The organism is Bacillus sp. HNG (assembly GCF_003400205.1).
Lineage (GTDB): Bacteria > Bacillota > Bacilli > Bacillales > Bacillaceae_L > Ferdinandcohnia.
In genome coordinates, this window is record NZ_QUQV01000011.1 from 1 (window position 1) to 14,078 (window position 14,078).

The window sequence follows — 14,078 nt, forward strand, 5'->3', positions numbered from 1 at the left end:
GGGGCGGACAGTTTAGTTGACGGGATCAATGCCCCACGCACCCGTACGTCCTACCCTGGCTACTGCTATAATAGAATCTATTAAAAAAAGGTCAACCAGTAAAAACTGGTTAACCTTATAATACGAACGCACCCGTTAGTGAAAGATGATTATTTGAAATGGACCTACAACTAATCCCTCACCTTTATTAAGTGAGGGATTAGTATACTTTCATTTCATTACATTTATCTTATAGACTTTAATTTCTAATTTCTTTAACTTAACCTACTTAAATTTCTGGATTAATTCAACGAACGCATCGACGACTGATTGTAGGAATTGAACCGTTCCTTCATTATTAATTTTTCCATTTTCATCAAACAATTCCCAAGAGTTTGCAATATAAGCCTCAGGTTGTTGAAGAGGTTGCATATTCAAGAATACAAGTGATTGACGTAAATGGTGGTTTGCACCAAATCCACTTAAAGGGGATGGGGATTGGCTGATGATGGCCGCACCTTTTCCATCCCATACACTATGACCATACGGACGAGAACCTACATCTAATGCATTCTTAATTGATGCTGGCATAGAACGATTGTATTCAGGAGTTACAAATAAAACAGCATCAATGTCTTTCATTTTATTTCGGAATGTAACATATTCTGCATGAGCACCATTTTCATTATCAATATCCTCATTATACAAAGGCAGATTCCCAATCTCAATAAATTCTGTTTCATATCCATCTGGGAATAAATCCGCAACATTTACTGCAAGTTTTTTAGTTACGGATTCTTTCCTTAGACTTCCTACAACAATACCTACTTTAACCATTCTTTATTCATCCTTTCAGTTTGAATTATCATATAATTGAAGTATAGATAATAAAATCAATTAATGTAAGTACGCACTTTTAAGTGGTATAGTATACAAAAGCATACCAAGCGGAGGGATTGTAATGGTAGAAAATTTTGATTGTCAAATGAAAAATACTTTAGAAATAATTACAGGTAAATGGAAACCACTCGTCCTATTGTACTTAATAAAATTTGGAACAATGCGATTCAGTGAATTGAAACGCAATATGCCAGGTATTACACAAAAGATGCTTACTCAACATTTAAGGGAATTTGAAGACGAGGGACTTGTTAAACGTGTTGTTTATCCAGTGATTCCCCCTAAAGTAGAATACTCCATTACGGAATACGGAAAGGGATTGGAACCGATTTTAGATGCTATGCATCATTGGGGAGAAAAACATAATCTAAATAAACAGCAAGATTCAGTAATTAACAACTAATAATTGATAAGTAGTGTTTAAATGATTTATTTAAGTTTTTTTATTTCCGAGATACTTTGAATCAACATTAGAAAGCCACAAATACCCAAAAAATTGTGGCTTTTTAATGTTGCTTTGTATTACCTTTACTAATTTTACTTATTTTATTAACCTGCCCCGTTAGTTAAACAATGAAATGTTTTTACTTTATAATAACGAATCAAGACTTAATCCCTTTGGTGGAAATTCTTAGAAACTGTTGGAAGATGTTGATATCGAACAGATATCTCTATTAAAATAATAATTAAAGGGTCCTTGGACATTTGTTTTTTTAAACACCAGTACGTTAATTTAAGTACACCACTTCACAAACTATATAAGATATTAAGGTGTGTTCATTATAGTTCTAGAAAGCAGGTTTCACTGTGGGATAACAAAATTTGATCAAAATCGGCATCTTCGGCAAATTTAAGGTGCAAAAAGGAGAAAAAGAGCTTACTGTCTTTTCTCTTTTTATAAGTAGTCTCATACCACAGGTTAAAAGGACTGGATGGAGCGTCCTATATGTCCATCTCCCACCACTTTTTTTCTTCTTGCTTCATCTGTTCCTCCATTTGTTGAGGATAAGCAGTTCGGAATTTGTGATGGTCAGATGGGATGATTTCTATCATTTTTGCAATTAGTTCTTCAGGGTTAAACTGGTTCTTTAAACCCTCTTCCGCCTTTTTTATATCCTCTTTTCTTGTGAAGTTTTTCTCTTCATCGTACCATTTCCATAGCTCTTCTGCCGCCCGATCATTAAAGCCTGTCTTGAAGGCACCAGGGTTAATGGTGGCAACTTTTACTCCAAATCCTTGAAGTTCTAACTGCAGAGTATGGGCAATAGATTCAATCGCATGCTTTGTAGCAGCATATGGACCACCATATGGAGATGCCAAAATTCCGGATATTGAACTCATAAAGACTATTTTTCCGTTTCCCTTTTCAACCATCTTCCGTGCAGCTATCTGCGCTGTTTCTAAGGTTGCGAAAACATTTACTTCAAAAATTGCCCGAAATCGGTCCATAGGCACTTCCCCGAGCGGCCCTCGTTCATTAATCGCAGCATTTGCAACAAATACATCAAAATCATACTTCTCAATCTGTTTTAGATCCAAGGGGTTAGTAATATCAACTTTAATCACCTCTATATCCAGTCCCATGTCATTTGCTTCCCGCAGGAGGTCTGTTTTCTGAGAAGTCAGCTCTGTAGTCGCAATCACACGATGCCCTTTTTTGGCAAGACCAATTGCTGCACCTCTGCCAAGCCCAGTGCCTGCACCAGTAATGAAAATTGTTTTGCCCAAGTTAAGTTCCTCCATTCTAATTAGCATACCAATTTAATTTTCCCAATAGCAGTAAAGGCATACCAGATACCAAACAAGGGCAACTATACCGATTCTAGTAGGATAAATGGCATTTTCGACTACCTTGTTAATGGAAAACAAAAAAGCAGCCATTTTTTATTTATCGCACCTGTTACTTTGAGTACGTTCTTACAAAAAAACCTTTTTTTCCCGTAAAATCATATCCGACTCATTCTCAGAAAAAACAGTCAAAATAATAACTAGTAGTGTACTTAAATATGAAGAAGACTATGAAAGCAATTTTAAAGTTGTTCATTTTCTATTTGAAATTATATAAAAATGTTAGAGTAAATAGACTATTATTTAAGTGCATAATCATATTTGGTATGGATATTTTAAGAGGGAAAGGGGGTGTTGTTGTTGGCTAAAAATAAAGCATACCAACCAGAAGGTTATAAGCAATATGCCGGATTGGATAATGAAAACGATGTGAATGTTAAAGGAAATCCTACAATTCCACAGAGTGTAAACAAAGAAAAAAACAGAAAATAATAGTAAATAGATTGGCATTAGTAAGAAGGATTCTCACTAATGCCTTATATTTTGTTCCACCAAATTGTAGAATGTATGTAATATTTACATATTTAATTAAAAAACTCCAAAGCCTAAACTTTATCTCACGCACTTTCATCCTCTTAAATTAAAAAATCATAATAATAGAACTTACTGGTCAAAATATGATTGGTGTTAATACACCAACTAACTTCGATGCGGAGGGATTTAATTTTGACTATTCGTGAAGGCATAATCCCAACAGTATTGGGTACCGCAGTTACTGCTACTGGCTACGCATTAAAACAAAAACGCGGTTCCAATAAAATGATTGCAAACACAGTATTCGGTTTTGGTTTAGCCCACATAGTATTAGGAGCAATCGACCTAGTTGAACATCGTCGTTAGTACCCAGGGGAGCATTTATATATGCTCTCCTTTTAAAATTTTGTTAGTAATACAATCCAGTAGATTAATCTAAGCTCATGCATAGCGAAAAATTTCATTGATTCTATCGGTCAATTCCCGAAGTTCTTCTTTTAACTCACTTTCAATATCACTAATTGCTTTCTTCAGTTTGAGTACAGGCTGTTATTAAAAATGAACTTAGGATAAATAAAATCAATATTAATTTTCTCATAACCTGTTCCCCCTTCATATAAAGCTAATCTGTTGCTATTAAGTATACCTTATTTATATAATGATCTTATTCAACAATCTTCTGCCCCTCTAGTCCAATAACTTCTACAAAAAAGGATGCTTCTCCTTCTTTAGGAAAGCACCCGCTAGCTCAACAAATTTTCAGGAAAACCTTATTCACCTTCATTCCAAATATCAGGATTGTCAATCGTTAGATTTTCTCCACGAACCATAAAATCATAACTATCTTTTGCACCAGTATACCAATCAACAATGACTAACTTTCCGTTTACATTACGTATCAGAAATTCAGTGACTTCACCATAACTCCCTATAGCTTTATTAATTTCCACAGGTAATTTTAAATAGAGAAAACCTCCATCCTCATCATCAGTATACTTCACTTCCCAGGCACCAATCCCAATAGTTTGGACCTTATCATTTAAATTGCCTTTTACATCATATTGGGATTGAATTTTCTTTTGCGTATACTGTTTAAGGTTATCGTTCTCGATAAATGTATCCAATTCAATATCTGAGCCGTTCCAGACGGCTTTATAATAGTCCGTTAGCACTCTCTCACACAATTCATAAGCCGTTTCAAAATCAAGTTCAGATAGTTCACCTTCATTTTCAGCTAAGTATTCTGGATTATTTTGTAATGCAGTCCGTTCAGAGCTTGGTGAAATCTCCGTTTTTATAAATCTATCTGATGTTTTATCTCCTGAAACTACAGGCGTATTCTTTGCGTACTCATTAGGAGTATCCTTAATACAGGAACTTAGAGTAAATAAGACTACTAATAAAAATATAAATTTCATTGTATCCCTCCAATTCATTTTTTAATTTCAATGCCTACTCCTTTAATGTTTAGACGATGTTGTTGTAAATTTCGTTACCAAACTCTTGAACTATCCTGCCCCTTCAGTGAATATCCTCAACAAAAAAGTGCATTAACCCTTCTTGGATCAACGCACCCGTTACAAAATAACTCTTAAATTCCCTTTAATTTCCCTCCAAACTTTTCCAAGTTTGAAGTAGCCAATCTTTAAAAGCACTCTTTTCTTCAAATTGCGGATAATGTGCAGAGTTCTCGAAGACGATAAAATCCTTAATCGGAGCATTTACGTTATCATAATATGCTTTTGCTGCATTCGTAGATGTCATATAATCATATTTTCCCATGACAAAATAGAAAGGGAGATCTAAACTACTAACAATTGTTGTAATATCATTCTCCTTTTCTTCAGAAAGTAATAGATCCTGCGTGGCTGAAATCCCTTTTATATAACGAATGACATCAAGTAAATTATATTCGGGGTTCGTTAGAAATCCTAAGTAATAATCCATATTGTCATTAATTAACCTTGCCGCCCCTCCATACTTCCGAACCATATCTCTAGGGGTATGTGCTTCCCCTTTTTTAATGGAATCTTCAAGAAGCATGAGTTCATTTACATCCTTTCGATTTCCCGCTTGATGTGCTTGATTAATTGTATAGTTTAAACTATCTACTTCACTATTAATATAATTTGAAACTTGACCAATCCCGATATATGCAGCATATTTTTCAGGAGCTTTATTTGCAGCCTTCATCCCAATGTATGTACCGAAAGAATGACCTATTAATAATACCTTTTCGTTAGGAAACTCATTTTTTACATAGTCTGTTAGTGCCAATAAATCCTCGACATGTTGATCTGAGGAAATAGTAGAATAATCCTCAAAGAACTGATATGATTTTCCGCTTCCTCTTTGGTCATAATGAACAATAGTAAAATGCTCTTCAAGTAAATCTTGATACTTTCTAACATAAGGAATTTCAGAGCACCCCGGTCCACCATGTACGAACATGATAATTGGATTATTTCTATCGACACCTCTGATCATGACTTCGAGCTCTGTTCCATTTATTTCTATGCTATCTAATAAAGCGATGCTGTTTTCCCCATTTATCTTTGGTGTCCAAGTAGGAAACAATAGAATAAGAAGTAAGAACAGTGTTATTGAAATTAAAATAATGATTAGCTTTCTTTTACTTTTCACATAGAAAACTCCTTTTCTACTTATAGCTTAATGCTGAATTTGGGCAACTTAACAAAAATGGCGTTGAAGTTTCTTCGTTGAAGAATAAAAGTTCACTTTAATGTGAGGAAAAAAAATTTGGGTATGCCTCGCTCCAATAATCCACAGTTTTTAAGGATAATCATTCATTTTTTGTTAATACTTCTTATGGTAAACTGCACCAATAGTTTAATATTCAACAAAGCATGCATTAATCCTTCTTGGACCAACACACCTGTTTGTTAAGTCACTCTATATTCATTGTGATTCTTTTTCTAAAGAAAGTTATTACGTTGCAATTTTCGAAAAAGTTAGATGTAAGAACTAGGAATCTATAATATAATGAAAGATAGACTATAAAAGGGTAGGTGAGTTATCCATGACAAAAGATTTACGTCATACGTATTATAAAGAATTAATTGATTTACAAGATGTTGAAGCGGTAGAAACTCAGATTCAAAGTTTATTGAATGTTCCAATTGAATCCGTTTCCGACCTAGAAAAGTGGTTAATAGATGAAAAAAATTTAATGATTAAAATTTCAGAGGCGATGACAGGTCACCAAGTTGACTTCTATCGGAACACAGAAGATGCAGAAATCAAGTCGACGTATCTTCACGATCAGCAAGTCATTCAACCGCTTTTAATGAAATATGAAGCAAAACTGAATGAGAAGTTCTGTGAGTCTCCTTATTTACATCAATTAGATGAAAAACGGTACGGCTTAATGCGCCAAGTTCGCGAAGCCAAAGTGAAGCTGTTCAGAGAAGAAAACATCCCATTAATGGTAAAAGAACAAGAGCTCTGCACGAAGTATAGTGAAATTATGGGTGGGTTAACAGTTGAATGGGACGGGGAGGAAAAGCCTTTTCCGTTTATCCAATCCCAACTCGATAATCTAGACAGAAGCGTGCGAGAAAAAGCGTATAAAAAAATGGGATCCGCCTTCCGTCAAATTAAGCCTGATATGGATGCCATTATGGATGAACTCGTTCAACTACGCCATCAGATCGCTTTAAATGCAGGCTTTGAAAATTATCGTGATTATATGTTTGTGGTCAAAAATCGCGAGTATAGTGTCCAAGACTGTTATGACTTTCATGAAAATGTAGAGAAACATATTATTCCAGCTTGGAATCGACTGGCAGATGTTTTTAAGTCCAAGCTTGGTGTTGATACATATCGCCCTTGGGATAACACCGCTAAATTGATGAAAAACCCACCTTACTCCGAGGTGTCTACTCTTATGGATGGCGTTTCTGAGATGTTAGGGCAAACCGATCCATATTTTGCAGACCGTTTCGATTACATGAGAGAGAATGGGTTACTAGATCTTGGGGATCGGAAAGGAAAAAGCCCGGGTGGTTTCTGTACCGGCTTACCTGTTTCAGGGGATACCTTTGTGTTTGCAAACTTTAGTCCATCCTTTTTCTCTTTAATCGCATTAATTCATGAGATGGGCCATGCGGTAAATGGATACCTCCAGTTTTCCGAGCACGGTCCTACTGAAGATTACCAGCACCGAATGGAAGTTGCAGAACTGTATTCTCATGGGATGGAATTGCTCTTATTGGATAAACTAAATCGTTTTTATCCAGATGAAGAAGATTTTAAGAGCGCACAGCGTGAAGAGTTAAGACGGGCATTTACAATGTTATACGGGCCATTGTCAGGAGATCTCTTCCAACATTGGATGTATACGAATCCAAATCACACTGCCAAAGAACGTGATGAAAAATACTTTGAAATCTCAAAACGTTATGGCTTAAACCCTGTCGATACTTCTGGGTTTGAGGAAGAAATTGGAATGAGCTGGGCAGGTACCCTTCATTATTTCGAAGTTCCTTTCTATAATATTGAATACTCCATTTCGATGCTTGGCGCTTTACAATTACTTGAAAATTATCAGAAAAACCCAGAGCAAGCTATCGAATCCTTTAAAAAAGGGGCTAGTGCGGACTACAATCAAACCATTGCAGAAATTTATAAAGAAACTGGCGTCAGTTTTGATTTTTCAGAACCAGCCGTTAAGCGAATGGGTGAATTCCTAGAACAAGTTATTCAAGACATTCATTAATGAAGGTAGGCATTCGGACACAATCGAAGTACAAAAAAGCACCACTAGTGAAATGAATCTAGTGGTGCCTTTTGCTTTACTCGTGCCCGCAAAATTTTCCGAACAAGGGTCAGGCACCAGTTAAGATGCACGTTGACGTAAGTTTGGTTGAGCACTTGGTATATATTTTTTCTTTTGTAGTCTTACAAACAGATTATTTGCCACTAGTGAAAGAATTATAAAGGCAGTACCTAAAATATCAAACATTGTCACATGGTAGCCTTGAAAAATCGAAACTAAAAGGGTCGTAACGGGAACAAAATTTATGAATAACAAGGCATTGATTGGCGATAAAATACTGACACCAATGTTCCAACCCAGTAGGGCAATCAGTCCTGGAAAAAGGATCATAAACAGCAAATGCGGAGCTGTTGCCGTAATCTCTTCATCTGTTGGAATCGATACATATCCAATTAGGGTCGCTACAGCTACAACCACACCCGCTGTTATCGTTCCAAGTAAACAACTTAATGTGGAATACCGCAAAACAGACCAACTGCTAAACTTACTTCCCCCCATTGTGTAAATAACCCATCCAACAACTGCAAGGAATATAAGAATAGAAGGAATCAAATTGTCCGTTGCACTTAAAAATGATTGAATATCCCCTTTTGTAATCACGAATACCGCGCCAATTAATGCCACGATTACACATGCCAAAGTAAATGTATGAGGACGTTTTTTATATAACATCCAGACGATCACAATCGAAATCATTGGCATGAGCGATTCATTTATGGATGCAACCATTACCCCTGGTTCCCCCAATAAATCCTCTCCCCAGAAAATAAACAGATTATAGACCGTAAAGGCCATTGTCCCAAAAAACCATAATTGCAGACCTTTTCCTTCAAATCGAAAAGCCTGTTTTCCTTCTTTCCATAAAAGCATCGCTACCAAAAGAATGGTAACTGCTCCATACCGTATAATTGTAAAATAAAAAGGATCAATATGCTTAAAGGCTGCATGTGCTACCGGAAACATGGCACCCCAAGAAACCGCAGCAACAAAACATAAAACAGCTCCCCATAACACATTATTTCTCACTTTCCCTCATGCCTCCCTTATATGATTAGCAACCTTGATTATCTCTCCTATTTGATATCTTGTAAAATGAATAAAAATGATTAACTACTATCATTTTTCGTGATATCATAGAACTATAGAATAATAGCGATCGGAGGCTTAAAAATGGAATTTAAAGACCTAGAGATTTTCCAACTAGTTGCAGAAAAAGGGACCATTACAGAAGCCGCAAAAGACTTGAAATACGTGCAATCGAATATTACATCCCGAATTCGAAAACTAGAGGCAGAACTGAACACTCCGTTATTTAATCGCCATCGACGCGGGATGAGCTTAACACCTGAAGGGAAAAAACTCTTAACCTATAGTAAAAAGATAATAGCATTGACAGAAGAAATGAAACGTTCCGTTCAAACCAATGAGGAACCATCAGGAAAATTAGAAATCGGGACAGTGGAAACCGTTATTCATTTACCTAAAATCCTTTCAAGCTATGTAAAAAAATATAAGGATGTCGATTTGTCTGTATTTACGGGGGTAACTAGTACACTTGTGGAGGAAGTATTACATCATAAGCTAGATGGTGCGTTTATTACGGAATCGGATTTGCATTCCGAGCTTGTATCCCATGAAGTGTTTCAAGAAGAGCTCGTCCTCATTTCCGATAATCGAGTGTCCAGTCTAGATGAATTAGTCGAAGAACCAATCTTATGCTTTAGTAAAGGCTGTGGATACCGGGCACGTCTAGCAGAATGGTATCGGGACCAAGACATAACACCTAAAAAAATAATGGAATTCGGCACATTAGAAACCATCCTACGCAGTACGGCCATGGGACTAGGCATTGCATTCGTTCCAAAATCAGAGGTTACACAAATGGAAAAGAATGGACTCATTCGATTCCATCAACTCCCAGAGCAATATAGTAAAATAAAAACAGTTTTCATAAGAAGATCGGACACATTCTTAACACCCACCATCGAAAAGTTTATCGAAACAATCGAATCTAGTAAACAGGAGAATCTTTTCTCCGAATAAAAGCAAAAGCCCTCACAAACATTGTTTAGTGAGGACTCTTTCTTTATTCAACTGATTAAAAATTTTGCAATGCTAGGGGACAGGGACCTATTTCTTTTGTTGACGGTATAAATCTAACGTTTTATAGCCTTGTGATAAGATATCAATCATTTGTTCCTGACGCTTTTCACGTGTCTTTTGTTGTTTTGCAGAAAAAATATAACGAGCCCAATCTTTTTGATAACCTGGCGTTAACTTTTGATAAAATACCAGTTCACTTGGATGATCAGCTAATATTTTTTCGATATCTCCTACATTGTTTTCATAGTCTCCAACACTCTGGCTTGCAGCTGATGATTTTTTAGCTTTCTTCTTCTCACGTTTTAAACCGACAACTGTAAACACATCATCCATGCTAACCATACGCGAAAATTTTAAATCACTCCCCTGTACATAACCATCTTCGCCAACATTCATCGCTGGAAATATTTCATCTCGATGTACAAAAGTAGGATATCTCTTATTCCCTTTCTTCGGATAGGCAAAAAATAAGTATCCTTTGTCAAGCAAGTGATTTTCCTGAATGATATGTTGAGTATGCTGGACCATATCTTCAATCATTTCAACAAAAATGAAAATAGCATCATGTTCCCCAGTTAATAACGTCTTAACATCAGCAAATACGGCACAATCACTCGGCTGATTGATAACAGCCATGTTTTTATACTTTGTTAAGTTTAATTTATCAATAATCGTCATGAGATACTCCTTTATGTATAACTGTAAAAATGATTCAACCACATTTAACGTTATTCTGTAAATTTGACTCTACTTTTACTATATCTTCACTAGTATAACTGTCAACTCAAAAATCCCAAAAAGTGGGTGGATTCACCATATTAAAAAGCACCTGCAATACGTTGAAATTCAACATTTGCAGGTGCTCAAGTAGTGTGCTTTAGAATAATAAAAATTCGTTAAACCCACCACATATTCCCTGGTAGTTCTTCAAGTAGAACTGATTTTAAATTTCGAACAGCACGGGCAAATCCTTCTTCAATGGACATAATCGGGTCCTCATGCTCAATACTTACGACATAGTCGTATCCATAGGTTCGTAGAGCACTCATCATATCTGACCATTCTTGTAAACTATGACCACAGCCTACAGAACGGAATGTCCAGGCTCTCGTTTGAACCTCGCCATATGGCTGCATGTCTGTTAGTCCATACATGTTGACGTTATCTTGATCAATATATGTATCCTTCGCATGGAAATGGTGAATCGCATTTGCCTTACCTAGGATTTTGATCGCCGCTACAGGATCAATTCCTTGCCACCATAAATGACTTGGGTCGAGGTTTGCACCAATGGCATCACATGTTTCCTCACGTAGTTTTAAAAGTGTATAAGGAGTGTGAACCAAAAAACCTCCATGAAGCTCTAGCCCGATCTTTACGTTATGATCTTTTGCAAACTGGCCCCATTCCTTCCAATAGGGGATTAATTTTTCTTCCCATTGCCATTTTAAAATATCACCATACTCATTTGGCCATGGAACAACCGGCCAGTTTGGAAATTTCGCGCCTTCATGGTCTCCTGCCGTTCCTGAAAAACAGTTCACAACAGGAACACCTAGTAAACTAGCAAGCTTGATCGTTTTTACTAAAGCCTGGTGAGACTCCTCGGCAAATTTTTGATCAGGGGAAATCGGATTTCCATGACAGCTAAACGCACTTATTTGGAGTCCACGCGATGTCACTTTTTCCATATATTCTTGTCGTTTTTCTTTACTTTCTAATAAGGCATCAAGATCACAATGCGCATTCCCTGGATATCCACCAGTCCCGATTTCGACTGCGTGTAATCCAGAAGCTGCTACATAATCAAGCATGTCTTCAAAGCTCTTTTCTGAAAATAAAACAGTAAATACACCTAGTTTCATTCTTTTTTACCTCCCGCTACATTTTAATGCTGTTTCCTGTTTCACTACTTTTATATATGGCATCAATGATTTTGGAGACTTGTAAAGCTTGCTCTGGTTTCACGATTAGTTCATCGATTCCTAAACAACTATCCACAAAGTTTTTCGCTTGTGGAATATCTGGAGAATCTTCACCTGGTACCCATTCCGCAACTGTATTTAAGAGCATTCCATGCTTCGCTTGATTCAATTGAAGTGGGAATAACTCGATGCCACCCTTAACCCCTGAAATACTAACTCCTTCCTCATCCTTCAAAATATTGGCTGACCATGACGTTTCAAAAAGCATCGAAGCACCGTTTTGAAATTTTATATAGGCAGTTACATGATCATCCACATCAAAGGATTCCGAATCGAAGTTTCCCCATTGATTGACTTGGTTCGGCATCTTACTTAGGCGGTTATAGGCTGTTCCGAGTACCTCTATAGGCTCTGGATTTCCTAATAACCATAAGGATAGGTCTAAGAAATGACAGCCCCAATCGATAAGGGTTCCTCCACCCTGCAGGTCTTTTTTAGTAAAGACACCCCACCCAGGAACCTTACGTCTTCTTAATGCTTTTACCCTTGCAACGATGGGTTCGCCAATTTCATCTTCTATGACTAATTTTTTGGCAGCCTGTGAGTCTTTTAAAAAACGATAATGATAGGCAATTGCCAATACTTTTCCTGCTCTATTGGCAGCATCAATCATTCCCTGACATTCTTCTGTTGACATCGCCATTGGCTTTTCGCATAACACATGAACGCCCGCATCAAGTGCTGCGATTGATATCTCTGCATGAAATTTATTCGGGGTACATACAACAACAGCGTCCACTCCAGCAAACATTTCCTGATAGTTCGTATAGATCTTTGAAATCTGGTATTTGTCTGCAACAGTCTTTGCGATTTCTTCATTCACATCACAAATGGCTTCAATTGTGACTTGCTCGGCTAATTGCTGGAATGCAGGTATATGTCGTGCTTGTGCAATTCCACCAGCTCCTATTATTCCAATCCTCAGTTTGCTCACGTTTTTACACCTCAATTGATCGTGATAATCTTGTTCGTCTCTTTTGATTCAAGTGCTGCTAATATAACCTGTAGTGATTTCATTCCTTCTTCCCCTGGTACAGGAGGCATCGTATCGGAAACGATTGATTGTACAAAATGGGAAATAACGTGCGAAGTTGTTTGCCCACCATCTTCATTTGTTTGAATACCGCCTAATTCACATTTCACAACCTCACCATTTTTATATTGAATAATAAGATTATGAACAGGATCATCCTCTAAACGTAAAATCGCCTTTTCTCCATAAATAATCGTTGAATTATCCTCCTTTGACACATAGGACCAGCTCGCAGCCAATGTTCCGATAATGCCAGATTCTGTTCGTAAAATACAAACGGCTGTATCATCTACATCCGCGTTTTCCTTGGCACTTGTTTCAATGAATGCCCCCACCTCGACAAACTCTTCCCCTAACAAATACCGGAGCAGGTCTGTTTTATGGACGCCAAGATCACCCATTGCTCCAATAAAAGCCTCGTTTTTCTTAAAAAACCAGCTTTCCTTTCCGTCCACACTCCATCCTTCCGGACCTCCATGTCCAAATGCGGTACGGAAACTATAAATTTTTCCTAGTTCACCTGCTTCAATCAGCTTTCTTGCCCTTTGATGGGAAGCGACAAAACGCTGATTATGCCCTATCATCAGCTTCTTGTTTGATTTCTTCGCCGCTTCAATCATATTCATCGCTTCTTCGCTTGACGTAGCCATTGGCTTCTCACAAAGTACATGCTTTCCTGCATCTAATGCGGCAATTGAGATCGGTGCATGCAAATAGTTCGGTGTACAAACACTTACTGCTTCCACCTCAGGATTTGCAAGAAGTTCTTCATAGTTTGTATAGGCTTTTACACCATACTCACTTGCAACCTTGTTGACACGGTCCTCGACAATATCACACACTGCCACAATCTCAACCTGTTCGTTCATCGCATATTCAGGCAGGTGACGGTGCTGGGCAATACTCCCACAGCCAATCACAGCAATTTTCACCTTACTCATCCTTCATTCCTCCCCTA

At 37.2% G+C, this 14,078-nt stretch carries 14 protein-coding genes; 5 read left to right on the forward strand and 9 right to left on the reverse strand.

Annotation, left to right across the window (positions count from 1 at the left end; all coding sequences use genetic code 11):
• Window positions 1-264 precede the first annotated feature (264 nt).
• On the reverse strand, window positions 265-816 hold the full coding sequence (locus tag DZB84_RS17770; protein WP_116353676.1) for an NADPH-dependent FMN reductase: 552 nt from the start codon (window positions 814-816) through the stop codon (window positions 265-267).
• A 124-nt stretch (window positions 817-940) separates the two neighbouring features.
• Here DZB84_RS17770 and DZB84_RS17775 point away from each other — a divergent pair, with 124 nt between their 5' ends.
• On the forward strand, window positions 941-1,282 hold the full coding sequence (locus DZB84_RS17775; protein ID WP_116353677.1) for a winged helix-turn-helix transcriptional regulator: 342 nt from the start codon (window positions 941-943) through the stop codon (window positions 1,280-1,282).
• 539 nt (window positions 1,283-1,821) lie between these two features.
• Here the strand turns inward: DZB84_RS17775 and DZB84_RS17780 are convergent.
• A complete protein-coding gene (locus tag DZB84_RS17780; RefSeq protein ID WP_116353678.1) occupies window positions 1,822-2,607 on the reverse strand; it encodes an SDR family oxidoreductase in 786 nt (261 codons plus the stop codon).
• Between the two features lie 420 nt (window positions 2,608-3,027).
• Between DZB84_RS17780 and DZB84_RS25465 the strand changes: the two genes are divergently transcribed.
• Complete coding sequence (locus DZB84_RS25465; protein WP_262983981.1) at window positions 3,028-3,159, forward strand: hypothetical protein; 132 nt, start codon at window positions 3,028-3,030, stop codon at window positions 3,157-3,159.
• Window positions 3,160-3,393: 234 nt separating this feature from the next.
• Window positions 3,394-3,567 carry an asparagine synthase gene (locus DZB84_RS17785; protein WP_116353679.1) on the forward strand — a complete coding sequence of 58 codons (174 nt, stop codon included), beginning with the start codon at window positions 3,394-3,396 and terminating at the stop codon, window positions 3,565-3,567.
• 404 nt (window positions 3,568-3,971) lie between these two features.
• Here the strand turns inward: DZB84_RS17785 and DZB84_RS17790 are convergent, their stop codons facing one another.
• Window positions 3,972-4,619, reverse strand: coding sequence for a hypothetical protein (locus DZB84_RS17790; protein ID WP_116353680.1), 648 nt, complete (start codon window positions 4,617-4,619; stop codon window positions 3,972-3,974).
• A gap of 184 nt (window positions 4,620-4,803) precedes the next feature.
• The gene (locus DZB84_RS17795) at window positions 4,804-5,844 is read right to left on the reverse strand and encodes an alpha/beta fold hydrolase (RefSeq protein WP_116353681.1); all 1,041 of its coding nucleotides are present in this window, start codon (window positions 5,842-5,844) and stop codon (window positions 4,804-4,806) included.
• A gap of 397 nt (window positions 5,845-6,241) precedes the next feature.
• Between DZB84_RS17795 and DZB84_RS17800 the strand changes: the two genes are divergently transcribed.
• The gene (locus DZB84_RS17800) at window positions 6,242-7,939 is read left to right on the forward strand and encodes a M3 family oligoendopeptidase (protein ID WP_116353682.1); all 1,698 of its coding nucleotides are present in this window, start codon (window positions 6,242-6,244) and stop codon (window positions 7,937-7,939) included.
• A 120-nt stretch (window positions 7,940-8,059) separates the two neighbouring features.
• Here DZB84_RS17800 and DZB84_RS17805 read toward each other — a convergent pair whose 3' ends face one another.
• A complete protein-coding gene (locus DZB84_RS17805) occupies window positions 8,060-9,025 on the reverse strand; it encodes a DMT family transporter (protein WP_116353683.1) in 966 nt (321 codons plus the stop codon).
• A gap of 144 nt (window positions 9,026-9,169) precedes the next feature.
• Here DZB84_RS17805 and DZB84_RS17810 point away from each other — a divergent pair, with 144 nt between their 5' ends.
• A complete protein-coding gene (locus DZB84_RS17810) occupies window positions 9,170-10,042 on the forward strand; it encodes a LysR family transcriptional regulator (RefSeq protein ID WP_116353684.1) in 873 nt (290 codons plus the stop codon).
• Window positions 10,043-10,129: 87 nt separating this feature from the next.
• On the opposite strand, the gene DZB84_RS17815 is transcribed toward DZB84_RS17810, so the two are convergent.
• The 4 genes from DZB84_RS17815 to DZB84_RS17830 form a co-directional block, all read right to left on the reverse strand.
• Window positions 10,130-10,780, reverse strand: coding sequence for a YdeI/OmpD-associated family protein (locus DZB84_RS17815; RefSeq protein ID WP_116353685.1), 651 nt, complete (start codon window positions 10,778-10,780; stop codon window positions 10,130-10,132).
• Between the two features lie 218 nt (window positions 10,781-10,998).
• On the reverse strand, window positions 10,999-11,967 hold the full coding sequence (locus DZB84_RS17820; protein WP_116353686.1) for a sugar phosphate isomerase/epimerase family protein: 969 nt from the start codon (window positions 11,965-11,967) through the stop codon (window positions 10,999-11,001).
• Window positions 11,968-11,983: 16 nt separating this feature from the next.
• Complete coding sequence (locus DZB84_RS17825) at window positions 11,984-13,021, reverse strand: Gfo/Idh/MocA family protein (RefSeq protein WP_116353687.1); 1,038 nt, start codon at window positions 13,019-13,021, stop codon at window positions 11,984-11,986.
• A gap of 11 nt (window positions 13,022-13,032) precedes the next feature.
• Window positions 13,033-14,061 carry a Gfo/Idh/MocA family protein gene (locus DZB84_RS17830; protein WP_116353688.1) on the reverse strand — a complete coding sequence of 343 codons (1,029 nt, stop codon included), beginning with the start codon at window positions 14,059-14,061 and terminating at the stop codon, window positions 13,033-13,035.
• Window positions 14,062-14,078 lie beyond the last annotated feature (17 nt).

Excerpts from the sequence above, each read along its gene's own strand:
- DZB84_RS17770 (WP_116353676.1), bottom strand. The coding sequence starts at position 816 with ATGGTTAAAGTAGGTATTGTTGTAGGAAGTCTAAGGAAAGAATCCGTA.
- DZB84_RS17775 (WP_116353677.1), top strand. The coding sequence starts at position 941 with ATGGTAGAAAATTTTGATTGTCAAATGAAAAATACTTTAGAAATAATT.
- DZB84_RS17790 (WP_116353680.1), bottom strand. The coding sequence starts at position 4,619 with ATGAAATTTATATTTTTATTAGTAGTCTTATTTACTCTAAGTTCCTGT.
- DZB84_RS17800 (WP_116353682.1), top strand. The coding sequence starts at position 6,242 with ATGACAAAAGATTTACGTCATACGTATTATAAAGAATTAATTGATTTA.
- DZB84_RS17810 (WP_116353684.1), top strand. The coding sequence starts at position 9,170 with ATGGAATTTAAAGACCTAGAGATTTTCCAACTAGTTGCAGAAAAAGGG.
- DZB84_RS17815 (WP_116353685.1), bottom strand. The coding sequence starts at position 10,780 with ATGACGATTATTGATAAATTAAACTTAACAAAGTATAAAAACATGGCT.
- DZB84_RS17820 (WP_116353686.1), bottom strand. The coding sequence starts at position 11,967 with ATGAAACTAGGTGTATTTACTGTTTTATTTTCAGAAAAGAGCTTTGAA.
- DZB84_RS17830 (WP_116353688.1), bottom strand. The coding sequence starts at position 14,061 with ATGAGTAAGGTGAAAATTGCTGTGATTGGCTGTGGGAGTATTGCCCAG.